We start from the raw sequence: 19,003 nt of genomic DNA, 5'->3' as shown, positions 1-19,003 counted from the left end.
CAACGTCTTAGAGTGCGTAGAAGCATTTCTAAACTGATTTGAAACTAAATTTTATATCAGGCCGAAGACTAAGCCTATGTTGTACAACTTCTTAATATCGATCATTTTTATAGCCGTTTCGGGGATCTTTTCATTCATTTATTCTCAGGATCCGGGGCAGCAGCCTCTGAAGCCGACAGTTCTTACCGGTGAGATAGTATCGATCGGTGAAAAGAAGCTGACGATATCGACGGCCAATGGCAATGTTGAGATCGCCATTACCGAAACTACTTCAATAAAAAGGGTCTCGCCCGAGAAACCGAGCCTGAGCACTGCAACGCCGGCTGATTTCGGAGATCTCGGCACAGGCGATCGGATCACTGTCTCGGGAATTTTGGCCACTGACGGCAAGTCCATGCCCGCGAGGTCTCTCTTTTTGATGACAAAGGCCGACATTTCGCAAAAGCAGGCAAAAGAGGCAGAAGAGTGGCGGCGACGCGGGATAACCGGAAAGGTCAAGTCAGTGAATCAGCAGACGGGCCGGTTGGTCGTAGAGGTTCGCGGCATGATCGGCGCGACGGACGTAACGCTTACTCCGAAGGCCGACGCCAAGTTCCTGCGTTACGCTCCCGATTCGATCCGTTATGACGAGGCTCTCGCGAGTTCGCTGGCGGAAGTGAAAGAAGGCGATATGCTTCGTGCCCTCGGCGACCGGAGCACCGACGGATCCAGTTTCGCGGCGGAACAGGTCGTGACCGGAGCGTTCCAAACCATCGCGGGTACGGTCGTTTCGTTCAACGCGGAAACGAACGAGATCGTCATAAAGAATGTACAGACAAATAAAGATGTGACAGTGACGCTTGGCAGTTCGTCTGTACTCAAGCGGTTCCCATCGGAAATGGCTGAGCGAATGGCAGGTGCCCAAATGATGGCAGGCGGTGCTCGTCCGGCCGGCGGCCCGCCCGCAGGCGGAGCGGCACCTGTTCGTCTCGCGGGCCAAGGTGCTCCCGGCCAGGGCGGAATGGCCGGCGGAATGCGAGGCGGCAACGGCGGCGTTGACGATCTTTTCGAACGATTCCCTGTGGTCGCTGCGGCAGATCTTAAGCCCGGTGAGATGATCGCGGTCTCGTGTACGCGAAACGGCTCAGCAGAACGCGTTCGTGCGATCAAGCTCCTCGCCGGCGTTGAGCCTTTCATTCGTGCCGCACAAGCAGCCGGCGGCGGCCGCGGCATGGGCAGGCCGGGCGTCGACAGCGGTTTTACAATTCCCGGCCTCGACGGGCTTGGCTTTAATTAAGTTTTATTTAGATTATCAGGCCGCGGCCGATGCCGCGGTCCAAAATTTTGTTTTCATAGGACGCGTAATATCATGAGATTCTTAAAACACTTTTCATTACTACTGGGCATCGCGGCTCTTTCGGTGTCGGGCGTTTTCGCCCAATCGACCGGTTCGATCGAGGGCCAGGTTACCGATGCTCTCGGTGCAGTCGTGGTCGGAGCTACGATCACGGTCAGGTCAAAGGACGGAAGGGAACGTCAGGTCATCACGAACGCCCGCGGCGAATATTCACTCTCGGGTCTCGCACCGGGCGTTTATACCGTAAAGGCCATCGCTCCCAAGTTTGCTCTTTATGAGAATGCCGAGGTCGAGATCGCTGCGGGACAGAAGAACGAACTGATCGTGGTTCTGATGGTCGCGGGTCTCGAAGAGACAGTTGATATCTCAAATGATGTCGGCGTTTCGACCGATCCTGACAGTTCTGGCGGAGCGACCGTTATTAAGGGCAAGGACCTCGAAGCTCTTCCAGACGATCCCGATGAACTCGAAGCTGCATTGCAGGCACTTGCGGGACCTTCGGCAGGCCCTGCCGGCGGACAGATCTTCATCGACGGCTTTACGGGCGGCAGGATACCGCCGAGAGACGCAATTCGTGAGATTCGCATCAATCAAAATCCATTTTCAGCGGAATTCGACCGGCTTGGCTTCGGACGCCTCGAGATATTAACGCGTCCCGGCTCCGACAGGTGGCGCGGCAGTGCTTCTTTCAATTTCAACGACGCACGCCTGAATTCGCGCAACCCGTTCGCGATCAATAGGGCACCCAGCCAGACGAAGACCTTCGGCGGCAACCTATCAGGCCCCGTGCAAAAAGGCCGTTCTTCGTTCTTTTTGGACGTAAATCAGCGAATGGTCGACAACAACACCATTATCAACGCTCTTATTCTCGACCCTTCGCTCAACATCGTTAGCTTTAATGAGGACGTGCAGGTGCCGACGAGGCGTTTCAACATCGGACCGAGGTTCGATTATCAGATCAATGACCGCAACACGCTGGTCGTACGATACAATTTCGGGCGTTCGACGTCAGAAAATCAGGGTATCGGCGACACCTCGCTTCCGTCACGTGCCTCTGCATCGAGCAGCCGCGAACATGAGTTCCGTATCACGGAAACGATGATCATCAATCCGAAAACGGTTAACGAGACGAGGTTCGAGTTCAGCGACAACCGCCGCGAGCAGACCGGTGACAATTCGATCCCGACCATCAGCGTTCCTGCGGCATTCACGGGCGGCGGTGCGCAGGTTGGGCAGAGTTTCAACCGAAGCCGCGTTTTCGAGGTCAATAATTTCACCACGACTTCGTTCGGAAAGAACAATCAGCACTCTGTGAAATTCGGCGGCCGCATCCGTAACGTGAACATCAGCGACCGTTCGGAAAACAACTACGGCGGAACCTTTGTGTTTCCGGGCTTCTTCGGTGCCGACGCCTGCGACATCAATACGGACGGCGTTGTTTCTCCGCTCGAGCAGTATCGCTGCAAGGTCAGCGGTGCAGTAGGTGCTCAGTACAATCCGACTCAGTTCTCGATCACGACAGGGAATCCGTTCGCGTCCGTCACGAGAACCGACTACGGACTGTTCATCACCGATGACTGGCGAATCAGCCCGGCGCTGATGCTCAGCTTCGGAATGCGTTATGAGAACCAGACCAATATCTCGAGCAATACGAATTTCGCACCGCGTTTCGGTTTTGCATGGTCGCCGGGTGCCGGCGGTGCTCGAGCCCCGAAAACGGTCATCCGAGGCGGTGCAGGCTTCTTTTACGAACGGTTCAGCGAGAATTTGACGCTGCAGGCGATCAGGTTTGACGGACAGAGCCAGCTTAATTTGCTGGTAAGTGCCAACGATTCCGATCCGGTCCGTCGTGCGGCCGCACTGGCCCTTCTCGCACAGCCAGTTTTCACGCTCAGCGGTGTGACGAACGTTCCGACGGCTGCTCAGATCCTGGCGGTACTGCCGCAGTCGAACACCACTCGACGCGTGGCAGACGATCTGTCCTCGCCCTATACGATGCAGGCCGCTATCGGCGTTGAGAGGCAATTGCCCTACAATACGGTGCTTTCGTCGTTCTTCATTACGTCGAAAACGAACAATGTACTTCGTTCGCGAAACATCAACGCTCCTATTTGTCCGCTCCAGATCAACTGTCTGAACGCTCCGCGTCCCGACCCAACAGGAGGCAACATCTATCAGTACGAATCGACCGGAGAATCGAAGCAGAACCAACTGATCCTTAACTTCCGAACGAATATCAGTAACAAATATTCGCTGTTCGGTAATTACCGTCTCGGCTTTGCAGAGGGCGATTCTGATGGTGCCTTTAGTTTCCCTGCTTATTCTTATGATCTGACTGGCGAATACGGACGTTCATCGTTCGACATCAGGCACAATTTTACCCTCGGCGGCAACCTGAGTCTGCCGTGGGGCTTTAATTTGAACCCGTTCATCATCGCAAGCTCGGGAAGGCCGTTCAACATAACGCGCGGGGTTGACCTTAACGGCGACGGCCTCTTCACTGAGCGTCCGACGTATGGGGAACTCGCGAATCGGTGCAGCGAACTCTTGATCAACAAGTCGTTCTGCGACATCGGTTCGAACAACCCGAACGACATCATCCCGCGTAATTTCGGCCAAGGTCCGGCTTTCTTCAACATGAATATGCGCGTCAGCCGCACTTTCGGCTTTGGAACTTCTGCGGCTGAACGAGTTGCGTCAACCGGCGGTCAAACAGGCGGTCCGGGCGGCGGCGGCATTCCGGGAATGGGACGCGGCGGCATGGGCGGAGGCCGCATGGGCGGAGGCGGCGGTGGTTTCTTCGGCGGCGGCGGCGACTCTCGCAAGCCCTACAACCTGAACGTCAGCGTCAACTTCTCCAACATCCTCAATAGGGTTAACCTGGGAACGCCGGTCGGCAGCCTCAGTTCCAGCCGTTTCGGCCAGTCAACGTCAACTGCCGGCGGTTTTGGCGGCTTCGGCGGTTTCGGCGGAGGCGGTGCCGCAAATCGCCGTATCGAACTGCAAATGCGCTTCAGCTGGTAAACCAAACGGAAGCTGATGCATCCAATAATGAGGCAAGGGCGAAATCGTTCTTGCCTCATATTTTTTGTTAAAATTTAAAGGCTATGCTTAAGATAGTTATCACGTCTCTGATCACATTTACGTTTTTTGCAAGCGGGCTGTATGCACAGGCATCAGGTAAGCCGAGCGGCAGATCTGCCGCTCCTTCAACGGCCGGTACACCTGCGGCACTGGCAAAGAACGCGGTTGACGCTCACGGCGGCAGCAAACTCGCCGAAATGCGTTCATTGGTCGTAAAGGGCAGCGTCAATTTGAGCGTGTTCGGCCAAAGCACTCCGGCTGCGTTTTCGATGGCGATCAGCGGCGAGAAATACTCGTTCGAGATAAACAACCCCTTTCAACCTCTGAAGCAGGTCCATGACGGCACAAATACATTTTCGTCAATTCAGGGTTTTTCACTGCCGCCGATCACCAGTCTCGGGTTTCCGCTTTTGCCGCGTGCCGGAGTTGACGGCTACGTTGTGTCTGAACTGCCGGAAGACAAGAGGAAAAGAAAGGGCTTCCGCATTACGACACCGGAAGGGTTTTTTACGGATTTCTTTATCAACGACAAGACGGGCCGAATTCGCAGCTATGAATCCAGCTATGATGTGATGGGCCGGATCGTAACCACGTCTGTGGAAATAGACGATTTTCAGACCGTGGACGGCGTTATTGTTCCGAGCAGATACTCGCAGCGGTTCGATCTGGGCAACATGACGGCTTACGCCGCTTTTAGGGCCCGTGAGATCCTTATAAACTCAGCGATCGAGGATTCTGTATTCGCGGTGGAAAAATGATCTGTGAGGGCGTTCAGGCCGCAAAGCGGCTCGAACGCCACCATTCCAAGGTGCTTCTGAGGCCTTCCTCAAGGCCGACAAGTTTCTTATAGCCTAAACATTCGACCGCACGCCCGTTGTCAGCCTGCGAATGTTTGACGTCGCCCTTTCGAGGGGGATGAAAATCAGGCTCTACGCCCTCCAGGCTCATTATTACCTTCAAAACGTCCAACAATTCCAGCAGCGTCACTCTCTCGCCGTTGGCGGCGTTCATTACCTCGCCGATGCCTGACGCGGCCTCCGCCGCTTTGATGTTGGCATCGACAACATTATCGATATAAGTAAAATCTCTCGACTGCAGCCCATCGCCGAAAATGACGGGCCTTTGACCCTTTGCGAGCGAGTCAATGAAACGTGAAATTACCCCTGAGTACATCGACGAAGGGTTCTGACGCGGCCCGAACACATTGAAATACCGCAGGGATATGGTCTCCAGGCCGTAAACATTGTGAAAGGCCCGGCAATAGGATTCGCCGGTCAACTTGGCGACGGCGTAGGGCGACAAAGGGTCAGGACGCATCGTCTCGACCTTTGGAAGTGTCGGCTGATCGCCGTAAGCGGAACTGGACGCCGCATAAATGAAACGGCGAACTCCTGCATCACGTGCCCGAACGAGGAGTGAAAATGTGCCGTCGACGCATACTCTATGCGTTTCAGCCGGATTTTCCACTGAGCGAGGAACGCTGGGCAGAGCCGCCTGATGATACACGGTGTCGACGCCTTCGATGACACTCCTGACAAGTTCATCATCGTTGATGTCGCCCTCGACGAAATCAAAAGAACCCGAGATCTCCTCCAGATTCTCTCGAAACCCCGTCGAAAGGTCGTCAATGATCGTCACGCGGGCGCCGCGTCGGATCAGTTCATCTGCGAGATTTGAGCCGATAAAACCTGCTCCGCCTGTGACCAATACTTTTGGAGTTTCTGACATCGCAATAGTCGAATGTTATCTGCCGACGCCGACGTATTCAAAACCGAGAGCCCTCATATCCGCAGGTTCATAAATATTCCGCAGATCGGCGATCTTAGGCTCTTTGAGGAGCGACCGCACCTTTTCCATATCGAGGGCACGAAATTGATTCCACTCGGTGATGATCACCAGAGCGTCCGCACCTTCGATAGCGTCGTATTCATCCGAGGCATATTCAAGGCCTTCGATATAATGCCGCGCTTCCTCCATAGCTACGGGATCGTAGGCTTTGATCGAGGCTCCTTCTGCTCGAAGGCCGTTCAGGATCTCGATCGCAGGCGACTCACGCATATCGTCCGTTTCCGGCTTAAATGACAGGCCGAGAACCGCTATACGCTTTCCGGCAAGGTCGCCAACGAGCTCCTTGATCTTCGGGATCATTGCTTGGCGCTGCCGTTCGTTCGCCTCGATCACCGCGTCCACGATAAGCGTCTCTACGCCGAATTGGTCTGCAACGGTCGTCAAAGCACGCGTGTCCTTAGGAAAACAAGAGCCGCCGTAGCCTGGGCCGGGATGCAGGAATTTTCGACCGATGCGGTTGTCCATTCCCATGCCGCGTGCGACATCGTGAACGTCGCAGCCTATTGCATCGCAAAGATTGGCGACCTCGTTTATAAAGGTGATCTTCGTAGCCAGAAAGGCGTTTGCGGCATATTTGATCAGCTCAGCGGCCTCGAGAGACGTTATGACTATCGGCGTCTCTATCAGATAGAGCGGCCGGTAAAGCTCTTTCATCACGTCGATCGCCCGGGACTCGTTACTGCCGATAACGACGCGGTCAGGCCGCATAAAATCTTCAATGGCGGCGCCTTCGCGAAGAAACTCCGGATTTGAAGCGACGCCGAATTCTGTTTGCTCGGCCAAATTCTCAGTGACGAAATCCCGAAGCCATTTACCGGTGCCTACGGGCACCGTCGATTTCGTGACGAGTACCTTGTAGCCGTTCATCGCCTTTGCAACGTCCAACGCTGCTTGGCGATAAAAGCTCATATCAGGTGATCCGTCAGGCAACGGCGGCGTGCCGACCGCGAGAAACACAACTTCGGCCCCTTTTACTGCGGAGGCGAGATCGGTGGTGAAATGGAGTCTGCCGGCAGAGGAATTCTTTTCAACGATCTTGTCGAGCCCGGGCTCGTAAATAGGGATCACCCCATTTTTCAGCTTTTCTACTTTATAAACGTCTACATCAACACATGTGACATCGACCCCAAACTCAGCAAAACACGCACCCGTGACCAATCCAACGTAGCCGGTTCCAATAACTGCAATATGCATAAGAAAAAATCAATTGAGAAAACAAACGATAATGATAGCAATTGAGATGTGTGAATAAAAATATAGCGGGTCACGTTCTAAGAACATGACCCGCTGAGACCAACTGATAGTAAATTAACGAACGGGACTTACGACCGTACCGCCGCCGCCGAAGTTGACATCATCCTTGCGGGTAGCGAGGAAGATACCGGCACCTGCGGCACCGGCAGCAAGAAGAATGAGCCACGGCCATCCGCCGATAGCCGTTGCCGGCTGCGTTCCGCGGAAGCAAGGCTGGCAGCCTGCCTGATCCATTTTGCCGGCGATAGCACTTGAGCCTGCGGCGACCTGCTTGTCGGCAGTGCCTTCACGCATGGTCACCACACCTGCGTGGGTGTCAACGTGAGTGTGAGCACACTCTACTTCAACAGTGAAGTTGTCCGACTGGCTTGCGTCAGCAATGACGGTAGCATGCTTGGTCGTTACAGTTGTCGCGACGCCTGCGGAGTTCTGAACGCGGGTCTTACCGTCTGACAGCATCGCGACGATGCTGTTGTCGGAGAAGCGAAGCGTCATGCTCGTGTTTGCAGAGAGTTCGAGTTTGCCTGCCTTTCCGAGGCTGACAACGGCGGACGAACCATCGCCCGTCGAAATGACGGAGCTTGAAAGGATCGTCGAATTCGACACTGCCGGTTGTCCGTTAACCGTTACCTGACCGGTAACAGTGATCTCACCTGCAATGTCGCCGGGAATGGCGTATGCCACCATTGAATATACACACCAGACTGCTACTGCAGTCATCAAAGTTACCGATTTGCGAATAATATTTTTGCCGAGCATTGTGAAATGTTCTCCTCCTGCGTCAATTCTACCAGTTGTTTAAACAGTCGAGAGATATGATACCTCACGATGAAATAAAAATCCAATCAACGAACGGGACTTACGGACCTGTTGTCGTCGTCCGAGAGAGCCACCGCCAAAATGACAGCCGCACCGACACCGGCTGCTATCAAAACCCAACCCCACATCGGGAGGCCTTCATAGCAATCCAGCTTGCCGTCGTTGTTGGTGTCAACACACTTACCGTCTTTATCACGCTGGTCGCGGCCGGCCGCTTTACCGGCCGTTGCAGTGACCGTGTCACCGCTGTTGATCGAGATCGGGTCGCCCTCAGCGTTCTTTAATGAGATGTTTCCATTGCCCGCGACCAATTTTGCAGAACCCGAAACGACCTGGCCTGCGGCAGTATCAGTCCCGTCGGCAACCGTGAAAGCCGAATTTGCTCCCAACTCGAATCTGCCTTTGCCTTCAATATTGATGACGGCTCCGGAGTCCTCGCCGGTCGTGATCGTGCTGTTCGAAAATACGGTTCGGCCTGTTTCCGCAGGCTCACCGTTAACAAAAACCTTTGCATTGCCGCGGACGGTCAGATCACCGACCGGTTTCGCCGGGCCCGCAAGTGCGACCATTGACGATACTGTCAGCATGACGGCAACGGTGCAAACCGACATACCTGTCCGAATGGACTTTATTACTGAGAATGAATTCATCTCGAGAAACTCCTGATAAGCGGTCTTAAGACCAAACCTATGAACCTTTTACACGAAACATACCCATATGTCAATGTTTCACGGCAAGCACTTTAACCGTCTCGCCAAGGCGAAAACGCCGACATCGGATGTTTCAAAATAAGTACGGCTTAACTTATAGCACACAATACCTGCACGGCAAAGCCAAATTCAACATTTTGAGTCCTTTAGCAGGATTTTTTATTTTCTGTGATATAGATAAAGTTCGACTGCCGGTGAAGGCTTTTTTCAGAGCATGCCGATAAAGTGACGGTAATGGCGATATGAGTATTTTTGCGATCGATCTGGGCGGGACCAATATCCGGGCGGCGGCTGTTGAACGCACCGGAATGATCTTGGCCGATGACCAAGCCAAGACCCCAAAGGACCTTATTCCAAACGGTTTGGTCGCCCTGATCTCTAAGCTGCACCGCGGGCTCGCCAAAAAAGCAGGCGGCAATAAGAAGTTCGCGGCTGCAGCGATCGCAGTACCTGCACCGGCGTCCGAAAATGGCGACGGAATACTGTCGAAGGTGCCCAACATACCTTCTCTCGAGGGTATGCAGCTCTTGCGGCCTGTCAGCGAAGCTCTCGGTCTGCCTGTCGTAATAGAGAACGACGCCACGGCGGCGGCGATCGGAGAGAATTGGGTCGGAGCGTCGAGGAAAGTAAATACATCTATATTGCTGACTCTCGGAACGGGCATAGGCGGCGGCCTCATTATAAATGGAGAGGCTTTCCGCGGTCCTGACGGCAGTGCGGGTGAGATAGGGCATTTCTGCGTGGAGCCCGACGGGTATGCCTGCGGCTGCGGGAGCCGCGGGTGCCTCGAACAGTACGGCTCTGCCCAAGCCGTGATGAGAATGGCAAATGAACTCGGCATGAATGCCGGGAGTTCTGAGGCGGTTTATCGCCTTGCGGTCAGCGGCGACCGAGACGCCCGAAGGATATTTTCTGAAATGGGAAAATATCTGGGCATTGTCTCAGCTGGGCTCATCAATACCCTGGATCCGGATATGGTTGTCTTTGGCGGCAAAGTTGCAGGAGCGTTCGGACTTTTCTCGCCCAGGCTGCGTTCCGAGATCCGATCGAGGGCGTTTCCGGCACCTGCGGTGCGGTGCAGAATAGTGAAAGGTAAACTTGGCGATCACGCGGGCCTCATAGGAGCCGCAAGGTCCGCAATACTCAGGTTCGGGTGAACTCGCGAAACCGTCCCTTAAACTCCTATAGTCTTCAAAGGTCTTGCACAATCTTATCTAATTGGTTAATATAACGGTTTGCTTCGATACGCTGGGCTGATGTGTCAAGTGGGTGTTCGCCCACTTTTTGTTTTTGAAGGCGGTGATGGATAGGACCGGAATTGAAAAAAGGATCGAAGAGATCTCCCGCAGCGAGGCGGAAACGCGGTCGTTCGAGCTGGTGAAGGTCGAGCTGGGCGGCACTAAGCGGGACCAAGTGGTCCGTATCTATATTGATAAGGAAGGCGGCATCACTTTGGAGGACTGCTCTCTGTTCTCACACGCCGTCGAGGAAGTTTTCGATGCGGAAGACCTGATCCCGACGCGTTACGTTTTGGAGGTATCGTCGCCGGGCATCGAGCGGGAACTGTTCTCGCCGGACGACTTCCGCAGGTTTGAAGGAAAGCTGGCAAAGGTGAAATACCGCAGCGAAGGTGAACAAAAGACAATTTCGGGCAGAATCGCAGGAGTGGACGGTTCGCTGATCAAGCTGGAAGAAAAAAGGTCGGGCGTAACGGTGATAGACCACGCGGACATCTTGAAAGCGAATTTGAAGATCGACCTCAGTGAGGAATTTGGCGCACGAAGGTAGTGAAATGAAGGTGAGAATTAGAGTATGAGCTCTTTGATCGGACAAAGTATAGAGTCGTTGTGCAACGAACACGGGCTGGATCGCGAGTTGGTAATCGAAGCGATGCGCGAGGCAGTTCGTGCGGCCGCCCGCCGTCAGTTTCGCGATGAGGCCGGCGAGAACGTGCAGGTCGATTGGAACGTTGAAGAAGGCATTATCGAAATATCGGTCCCGAAAACTGTGGTCGAAGAGGTAGAAGACCCGAAGAGCGAGATCTCATTGGAAGAGGCCGTTGAGGCTACCGGAGACGACGAGATTGAGATCGGCGACGCCCTTCTCATCCCGCTGGCTCAGGAAGAAATGGGCCGCATTGCCGCCCAGACCGCGAAACAGATACTTGTGCAAAAGGTCCGTGAGGCCGTCCGCAAGAAGGTCTATGAAGAGTACATTGACCGCAAGGGCGAGCTGGTCAACGGCACGGTAAAACGATTCGAGCGTGGCGACATGGTCATCGACCTCGGCAATAATCTCGAGGCTGTTGTGCCCCGAAATGAACAGAGCCGCGGCGAAATGTGGAATCCTGGCGAGCGAATCCGAGTCGTCATCATAGACGTGCTCGACGAGCAGCAGAAAGGCCAGCAGATCCGCTGCTCACGAGCTTCGGCAGAGCTGCTGAAGCGGCTTTTCGAAATGGAAGTGCCGGAGATATACGATGAGACCGTCGTTATCAAATCGGCCGTCCGTGAGCCGGGCGACAGAGCAAAGATCGCCGTCGCCTCCAATGAAAAGGACGTCGACCCGGTCGGAGCGTGCGTCGGTATGAAAGGTTCGCGTGTTCAGGCGATCATTAAAGAACTTCGCGGGGAAAAGATCGACATTATCGAATGGTCGGACGAGCCGTCGATGTTCGCGGCAAACGCACTTTCGCCGGCACGTGTCTCGCAGGTTCGGATCACCGACATCGAGAATCGTGTCATGGAAGTGATCGTGGGCGAAGATCAGCTTAGCCTGGCGATCGGCAAGAAGGGCCAAAACGTACGACTTGCAACGCGTTTGGTCGGTTGGGATATCAAGATCGTCAGCGAAGAGCTGCTCAAGCGTGAGATCACGCTTCAGATGGGCAAGATGATGGCTTCCGGCGAGGCTGTGCCGATCACGGCACTTGAAGGCGTTACCGCAAATCAGGCGGAACTCCTCGCCGCACGCGGAATCGAGGATATCGAAGCCCTCGCTGAGGCTAAGATCGACGACATCTCCGATATTCTTGACGTGAGTTTGGACGAGGCAGAAAGCATCAGCGCCGCCGCCAAGGTGATCGTTGAGGCGAAAAATGCTGAAGCCGACGGCGAAGCTGCTCCGGAAGAAGCAGCGTCAGCTGAAGATGCAGATGCCTCAGAAGTGGTTGCGGAGGCAGCTCCCGAAAAAGAGCCGGCTGAAGATGCCGCTGTCGAAGAGCCTGTTGTCGAAGAGTCCTCAGACGAAGGAACTACGGCCGAGGCGGACACCGAGCCCGCAGGCTCAGAAGCCGAAGAGGCATAGAGGCCTGGCCTCATTTTTTTAGAGTGCAGATAATTGCGGGCGTGGTCTGACGCCCGGGCGATTTGATTGTTGATCGATTTATGGCGACTGGAAAAAGCATAAGAATCTATGACCTGGCACGCGAGGTAAAGCAGGACGCCAAGCGTATCGTGGAAGATCTGCGCCGCGAGGGAGCGGACGTCAGCGTGCCGTCAAATTCGGTCAGCCATGCTCTAGCGGAAAAGATCCGAGGCAAGTACCTGACTAAACAAGATGCTCCTGTAAAGCGGGCCATCAAGGTCATTAAGGCTGCCAAAAAGCCGAAACCGGCCGAAGACACCACTCCCGAGGAGCCGGTTGTCGAAGCGGTTGCCGAAGAGGCTCCGGCAGCCAAACCCGCTGAGGCTCCCGAGCCGGCACGGAAAGCGAGCCCCGCCAAGGTCAAGACACTTTCTAAGAAAGAGCCAGTCGAAGCGCCTCAAGTCGTCGAAGAAGCGGTTTCCGAAACGAAAGAAGAAAAACCGAAGGTCAAGAAGCTTCAAGCCAAACCTGCGGATGAGGCCGTGGAAGAAGCCGCTCCCGCGACCGAAGCAGCAGAAGCCGTCGAACCGGCTGAAGAGGCTCCCGCCGCTGATTCGGGACCTGCTCCTGCGGCTCCGACGAAGTCGGGAGTAACATTCAAGACGCTCACATTGTCCAAGGAAGCCCGCGAAAAGGGAATACTTCCCGGACAGCAGGTCGTGGTCAAGACAGGCGAGCAGCGCACCGGAACTCTGACGGTCGAGGCTAGAAAAGCGGAGGCTGAACGCCGGGCCGGCGGCCGCGGCGGCACTCAGGGCGAAAAGGCACAGCCAAAGCTCGAATACAAGCCCGGACATGACCAGAGAAGAAGGCTTCCGGGACGCCGAGGAAAGGCAAGGCCCGGCGATGACAGGACCGGAAGGTTCGCTGAGGGCGATATCGAAGCGCCGCAGAAGCGTTCGATCGAGGAAAGGGTCCTCGATCAGATCGGTGCGGTCGACCCCGGCAGCCTCAAACAGATCAGGCTAACGGAAGGTGCAACGGTGCGTGAATTCGCCGAAGGCATCGGAGTTACGCCGCGCGACATAGTGCAGCTCCTGATGAAGCAGGGCGTCCTAGCCTCTCTAAATCAAACCATCGCAGAAAAGACCGCGATAGATTTCGGACTCAAGTTCGGTTTTGACATTACATTTGTTCCGTTCGAGGAACTCGTTTCCGAAGAGGAATTTGAAGAGCTCATAGCGGCGGACGCCGACGACATCGAGCTGCCGCGGGCACCGGTCATTACGGTCATGGGACACGTTGACCATGGAAAAACCTCGCTTCTTGACTCGATCCGTCAGGCGAATGTCGCCGAGGGCGAGGCAGGCGGCATAACGCAGCACATCGGTGCTTACAGCGTTAAGGTCCCGAATCCCGACAACCCGAACGAAGAACGCCGCGTTGTTTTCCTCGATACGCCGGGCCACGAAGCATTTACGATGATGCGTGCCCGCGGTGCGAAGGCGACGGACATTGTGATCCTGGTCGTCGCGGCGGACGACGGCGTCATGCCGCAGACGATCGAGGCAGTAGAGCACTCAAAAGCTGCCGGCGTTCCGATCATTGTCGCCATAAATAAGATAGACAAGCCGGACGCAAATCCGGACAAGGTCAAGCAGGGCCTGGCGGGACTTGGCCTGCAGCCCACAGACTGGGGCGGCGAAACCGACATGGTTCCCGTTTCGGCAAAGAACAAGCAAGGGCTCGATACTCTTCTTGAGACAGTTCTTCTTCAGGCAGACCTTCTCGAATTGCGTGCAAGCCCAACGCGTCGTGCTACGGGTGTTGTTCTCGAAGCGAAACTGGACAAAGGCCGCGGAGCCGTTGCGACCGTGCTTGTACAGCAGGGAACGCTGAAGATCGGCGATCCGTTCATCGTCGGGCAGTATTCAGGAAAGGTCAGGGCGATGATCTCCGACCGCGGCGAGAGCGTGGCCGAGGCACAGCCGGCAACGCCGGTCGAAGTACTCGGGCTGCAGGGCGTTCCGCAGGCGGGCGATAATTTGCAGGTCGTCTCTGACGTTGACCGTGCACAGCAGATCGCTCAGCAGAGGCAGATGCACGCACGGCAGGCCGCATTGCTCAAGACCACGAAACGCGGTATCGAATCGCTCGGCCAGGCCGAGATCAAGGAACTCCTCGTCGTGCTCAAGGCGGACGTGCAGGGTTCGGTCGAAGTGTTGCGTGCCACGCTCGAAAAACTATCAACCGACAAGGTCAAGGTTCGCGTCATCCGTGCCGGTGTCGGTGCGATCGCGGAATCCGATGTTCTGCTGGCGTCTGCAACGCAGGCGGGCGACGCATCTACAGCGGTCGTGATCATCGGCTTCAATGTAAGGCCCGAATCGCGGGCAGCGGATATCGCCAAACAGGAAGAGGTCGATATTCGTCTGCACTCGGTCATCTATAAGGTCGAAGAAGAGATCAAGGCCGCGATGATCGGGATGCTCGACGCGATCGAAAAAGAGGTCATCCTCGGCAAAGCGGTCGTTCAGGAGACGTTCAAGGTCTCGCGTATCGGTACCATTGCGGGCTGCCGCGTCACTGACGGCGTCATTCGCCGTCAGGCAAAAGCACGGCTCATTCGCGACGGTGTCGTCATTTGGGAAGGCGACATTGCGACGCTCAAGCGTTTCAAGGACGATACGAACGAGGTCGCCAAGGGCTACGAATGCGGTATCAGTCTGGTCAATTTCAACGACATCAAACTCGAAGACGAGATCGAAGCATTTGTCATTGAAAAGATCGCTGCAACCGAGCTTTAGGTCGGAACCACCTGCGGTAGCGGGTGGTTGACCTTAAAGACCAGTGTTGTTTTTAGGATAGATTGCACCACCCGGTTCTGGCACAAACGATGTGCCAGTGTTGTCGGAACCGACAACCGCCGCAGGTGGTTCTGACAAGATATGCGTCGCCCCGAACGTCTTGCCGAAAGCCTGAAAGAGGAGATAGCCGAGGTCGTCGGTTTTGAACTCGATGATCCGAGGCTTGAAACGGTAACAGTAACGGATGTTGAGGTCTCAAAAGACCTTCGTGACGCAAAGGTTTATGTTTACGTTCGCGGCGACGAGGCCGAGATCGAAACAGCATTGAAAACATTAAGGAACGCGGCGACATTCGTCCGCCAGCAGGTCGCAATGGACCTTGACCTGCGGCACGCCCCGCATCTTCATTTCGTCCGTGATACCGCGGAAGAAAATGCGGGCCGAGTCGGCGAATTGCTCGAGGTTATCGAGATACCCGACGAAGAAGAGATCGCCGAGGTTGAAGAACGGTAGTTTAGGGCTCGCAGACAGCACTTATCTATTTTTTTTCGATCTTCCCGTTTCACTGAATTTATCGTGTTAAGTCAGGTAGTAGAATTAATTGAAAAGAAGAACGATTTCGCGATCACGACGCACATCAAACCCGATGGCGACGGCGTCGGTTCGTCGCTTGGGCTTTGCTGGCTGCTTCGGTCGCTCGGCAAGAACGCCGAGGTGATCGTTCGAGGCGACGTCCCTCCGTCTTATGCCAGCCTGCCCGGTGCCGAAGAGATCCGCGATGTGAGTGAGCTCAACGGCAATTACGATGCGGTTTTCGTGATCGAATGCTCCGACATCGACCGTCCGGGCATTGCGGGCCTGGAAAAAGTATTTACCGTCAACATCGATCACCACGCGACGAGCGAGCATTTCGGCTCGATAAACTGGATAGATTCGACAGCATCGGCTGTCGGAGAGATGATCTACAATCTCTGCAAGGCCGTGGGCGGCCGTATTACGAAAGAGATCGCAGAATGCGTCTATATGGCGTTGGTTACCGATACCGGCTCTTTCCACTTCCCGAATACGTCCGACCGCACGCTAAAGGTCGCTTCTGAACTCATCAAAGCCGGTGCAAAACCGTCGAAGATCGGCGAGGCTGTTTATTACAACTATCCTTGGTCGCGTATCGAGCTGATGCGGCAGGTGCTTTCGACGGTTCGCCGCGATGAGAGCGGCAGGATAGCGATGATGCGGCAGACGCTCGAGATGCGTGAGAGTGCCGAGGCGATCGACGGCGACAATAACGGTTTTGTGAACATTCCGCTCGCTGCAAAAGAAATAAAGGCTGCCGTTTATATGCGCGAGGTCGGCCCGAACAAGTATCGTGCGAGTCTTCGTTCAAAAGGCGATATCAACGTTGCTCGCGTTGCCGAGAAATTCGGCGGCGGCGGACATAAGAATGCCGCGGGGCTCGGCGTTGAAGGCGACTGGGACGAACTCGAGCGTGAGATAGTCGAGGCACTATCGAAAGAGATCGACCGCATTTAATCGGATCTACCTGGGTTACGGGTTGGTTCAAGTTTGCGGCGTGACAACTTCAGAAACATAATTACTTTACGTTCAACCGCCCGCTGCAGCAGGCGGTTCTGACAATGGCAGAAAAACGCTACAAATGGCGGCGTGACGACTATCGCGAAAAGACCCGCGGGCTGCTCATGCTGAACACGGGCGACGGCAAAGGCAAGACGACCGCGGCGATCGGTGTCCTGGTCCGGGCTGCGGGACGCGGTATGAACTGTGCGATGGTGCAGTTCATGAAGTCAAAGAACGACCGTTACGGCGAACACGATTCGCTCGAAAAGCTTGGCGTCGAGGTGCTCACGATGGGCGACGGCTTCACCTGGGACACAAATGACAAAACTCAGGATATTAGAACGTCAGAAGAAACGTGGGCGAAATGCGTCGAAATGATGAACAGCGGTGATTATCATCTGCTCGTGTTCGACGAATTGCTCTATGTTTTAAGTTACGGCTTTTTGGACATCGATGCCGTGATCACAGAGATAAGATGTGTGCGCGAGAAATATCCTTACCTTCACCTGATATTGACCGGCCGAAACGTGGACAACGCCCTCACAAAGATCATAGACGAGGCAGACCTTGTCACTGAGATGACCGAGATCAAACACCCCTTTCACGCCGGCATCTACGCACAGCAGGGAATTGAGTTCTAATGAAGCAGGCAGTCGAAAAACGCAAAGCTGAAGGTTATTTTGACCACCTTTCGCTTGCGCTGACGACGTGGGGCGTTGGCTGTATTCCGGGAGCGCCGGGAACTTACGGTTCGCTCGTCGGCGTCGGAATATTTCTCGTCGTGCGTGATTTGATACTCGTTCTGGGCCTCATTGATATCAAGGCCCTCCCCGAGATCGTCAGCCCTTGGGCGACGGTCATGGTCTGTTTAGGAATGCTCGTGCTGACGCTTGCGGGAGTGTGGGCGGCAGGACGTTCGACTGAGCTATTGGGCAATTCCGATCCTTCGCAAGCTGTCGTTGACGAGGTGATCGGGCAGCTTATCGTATTTTTATTTGTGCCGTTTATGATCGGCTGGCAGTTCATTCTGGCCGGATTCATGCTTTTCCGCCTTTTTGATATCTGGAAGCCGTATCCGATCCGTCAGCTTGAAGTGCTGCCCGGCGGGCTCGGCATCTGCGCCGATGACATGTTGGCAGGCGTTTATGCCGGCATTTGCCTTGCAGTGATCTACCCAGTTTCCTTAAGTTTCTTTTAGATCACTCCCTATCCTCGTTCGGAGAGAAAGTGCTGTGTATGGACGGCAACACGGGATCATCCTTCTGGAAAATCCATCCGCGCCGCCAAAAATACAGCATCAGCAGCAACGCGATCAGCAGCATCACACCGAGCGTAGCGAAGTAGCCTAGCTCAGTTTTCAACTCCGGCATATTCTCGAAGTTCATCCCGTAAATTCCGGCTATCAGTGACAGCGGCAATATCACCGCCGAAATCACCGCAAGCGTTTTCATCACCTCGTTCGTGCGGTTCGCGACGACGGCAAAATGAATGTCAAAAAGGCCGCTGACCAGATCGCGATAGCCTTCTGAGAGGTCCGTTATCCTAAGCAGGTGATCGTGTACGTCTCGATAATACGGCAATGTTTCCGGCGGTATCTGCGGAAACTCTGCATGTGACATTCTATATAAAACTTGAAGCTGCCGTGACGAAATGCGTTTCAGCCTGGCGACCGCACGCCGCACGTCCATTATCTCACCGAGAACCTCCGTGTTGTTCTGCCGCATTGCGGTAACGCGTTCCTCGATGTCGTTGATGGCTCTGTCGAAATCGTCGACGAGCGGCATATAGTGATCGACAAGGTTGTCCAAGATCTGGTGCAAGAGGTATGCGGCTCCGCGCTGCATTACAAAAGGACTGCTTCTTATCTGCTTCTTTACGTCCTTGATGCTGCGAAAACGTTCGCGGTGGAACGTGACGACGTAATTTGAGCCGAGATAACCGTCGAGTTCTTTTGTTACGAAATTGGTCGGCTGCGTTTCTTCGGGTTTTACGCCGTGGACGATGAAGAAAAAATGATCCGGAAAACCTTCGACCTTCGGCTGATTTCGGGTCTCAATACAATCTTCGATAGTCAGATAGTGAAACCCGAAAACGTTTGCTAGAAGTTCTTGGGCCTGTTCGCGGCTTTCCTCGGTCTCTCCGCGAAGGTCAACCCAGACGACGTTGTTCTCATCGCGGAGCAGATCGGGCAATTCCTCACGCGAAAAACCTTCTTCTATCGCGTCAGCGCCTCTTCTGTAAAGAAAGATCTCCATTCCGGTGTA

At 54.7% G+C, this 19,003-nt stretch carries 16 protein-coding genes; 11 read left to right on the top strand and 5 right to left on the bottom strand.

Annotation, left to right across the window (positions count from 1 at the left end; all coding sequences use genetic code 11):
- Positions 1-76: 76 nt before the first annotated feature.
- From IPM50_03925 to IPM50_03915, 3 genes are all read left to right on the top strand, one after another.
- Positions 77-1,276: a hypothetical protein gene (locus IPM50_03925; protein ID QQS33741.1), complete on the top strand. Its 1,200-nt coding sequence runs from the start codon at positions 77-79 to the stop codon at positions 1,274-1,276.
- A 72-nt stretch (positions 1,277-1,348) separates the two neighbouring features.
- Positions 1,349-4,360 carry a TonB-dependent receptor gene (locus tag IPM50_03920; protein ID QQS33740.1) on the top strand — a complete coding sequence of 1,004 codons (3,012 nt, stop codon included), beginning with the start codon at positions 1,349-1,351 and terminating at the stop codon, positions 4,358-4,360.
- Positions 4,361-4,443: 83 nt separating this feature from the next.
- Positions 4,444-5,178 (top strand): hypothetical protein, encoded by a 735-nt coding sequence (locus IPM50_03915; protein QQS33739.1) that lies wholly within the window; start codon positions 4,444-4,446, stop codon positions 5,176-5,178.
- Positions 5,179-5,191: 13 nt separating this feature from the next.
- Here the strand turns inward: IPM50_03915 and IPM50_03910 are convergent, their stop codons facing one another.
- From IPM50_03910 to IPM50_03895, 4 genes are all read right to left on the bottom strand, one after another.
- Positions 5,192-6,148: an SDR family oxidoreductase gene (locus IPM50_03910; GenBank protein ID QQS33738.1), complete on the bottom strand. Its 957-nt coding sequence runs from the start codon at positions 6,146-6,148 to the stop codon at positions 5,192-5,194.
- A gap of 15 nt (positions 6,149-6,163) precedes the next feature.
- The gene (locus IPM50_03905; protein QQS33737.1) at positions 6,164-7,462 is read right to left on the bottom strand and encodes a UDP-glucose/GDP-mannose dehydrogenase family protein; all 1,299 of its coding nucleotides are present in this window, start codon (positions 7,460-7,462) and stop codon (positions 6,164-6,166) included.
- Between the two features lie 114 nt (positions 7,463-7,576).
- Positions 7,577-8,242, bottom strand: a complete 666-nt coding sequence (locus tag IPM50_03900; GenBank protein ID QQS33736.1) for a hypothetical protein — start codon at positions 8,240-8,242, stop codon at positions 7,577-7,579.
- Positions 8,243-8,367: 125 nt separating this feature from the next.
- On the bottom strand, positions 8,368-8,991 hold the full coding sequence (locus IPM50_03895) for a hypothetical protein (GenBank protein ID QQS33735.1): 624 nt from the start codon (positions 8,989-8,991) through the stop codon (positions 8,368-8,370).
- Positions 8,992-9,293: 302 nt separating this feature from the next.
- Here IPM50_03895 and IPM50_03890 point away from each other — a divergent pair, with 302 nt between their 5' ends.
- From IPM50_03890 to IPM50_03855, 8 genes are all read left to right on the top strand, one after another.
- Positions 9,294-10,208: an ROK family protein gene (locus tag IPM50_03890; GenBank protein QQS33734.1), complete on the top strand. Its 915-nt coding sequence runs from the start codon at positions 9,294-9,296 to the stop codon at positions 10,206-10,208.
- A 145-nt stretch (positions 10,209-10,353) separates the two neighbouring features.
- Positions 10,354-10,839 carry a ribosome maturation factor RimP gene (locus IPM50_03885; GenBank protein ID QQS33733.1) on the top strand — a complete coding sequence of 162 codons (486 nt, stop codon included), beginning with the start codon at positions 10,354-10,356 and terminating at the stop codon, positions 10,837-10,839.
- A 24-nt stretch (positions 10,840-10,863) separates the two neighbouring features.
- A complete protein-coding gene (nusA, locus tag IPM50_03880; protein ID QQS33732.1) occupies positions 10,864-12,357 on the top strand; it encodes a transcription termination factor NusA in 1,494 nt (497 codons plus the stop codon).
- Between the two features lie 80 nt (positions 12,358-12,437).
- The gene (infB, locus tag IPM50_03875) at positions 12,438-15,164 is read left to right on the top strand and encodes a translation initiation factor IF-2 (GenBank protein QQS33731.1); all 2,727 of its coding nucleotides are present in this window, start codon (positions 12,438-12,440) and stop codon (positions 15,162-15,164) included.
- Between the two features lie 141 nt (positions 15,165-15,305).
- Complete coding sequence (gene rbfA / locus IPM50_03870) at positions 15,306-15,677, top strand: 30S ribosome-binding factor RbfA (GenBank protein ID QQS33730.1); 372 nt, start codon at positions 15,306-15,308, stop codon at positions 15,675-15,677.
- A 63-nt stretch (positions 15,678-15,740) separates the two neighbouring features.
- Complete coding sequence (locus IPM50_03865) at positions 15,741-16,694, top strand: bifunctional oligoribonuclease/PAP phosphatase NrnA (GenBank protein ID QQS33729.1); 954 nt, start codon at positions 15,741-15,743, stop codon at positions 16,692-16,694.
- 104 nt (positions 16,695-16,798) lie between these two features.
- Entirely contained in the window at positions 16,799-17,380 is a 582-nt protein-coding gene (gene cobO, locus IPM50_03860; protein QQS33728.1) for a cob(I)yrinic acid a,c-diamide adenosyltransferase, read from the top strand.
- Positions 17,380-17,937, top strand: a complete 558-nt coding sequence (locus tag IPM50_03855; GenBank protein QQS33727.1) for a phosphatidylglycerophosphatase A — start codon at positions 17,380-17,382, stop codon at positions 17,935-17,937. Before cobO ends, IPM50_03855 begins: the two co-directional genes overlap by 1 nt.
- 1 nt (position 17,938) lies before the next feature.
- Here IPM50_03855 and corA read toward each other — a convergent pair whose 3' ends face one another.
- A complete protein-coding gene (corA, locus tag IPM50_03850) occupies positions 17,939-18,994 on the bottom strand; it encodes a magnesium/cobalt transporter CorA (GenBank protein ID QQS33726.1) in 1,056 nt (351 codons plus the stop codon).
- Positions 18,995-19,003: the final 9 nt, after the last annotated feature.

Source organism: Acidobacteriota bacterium (assembly GCA_016700075.1).
Classification (GTDB): domain Bacteria; phylum Acidobacteriota; class Blastocatellia; order Pyrinomonadales; family Pyrinomonadaceae; genus OLB17.
This window is presented reverse-complemented; position numbering and strand designations above follow the sequence as displayed.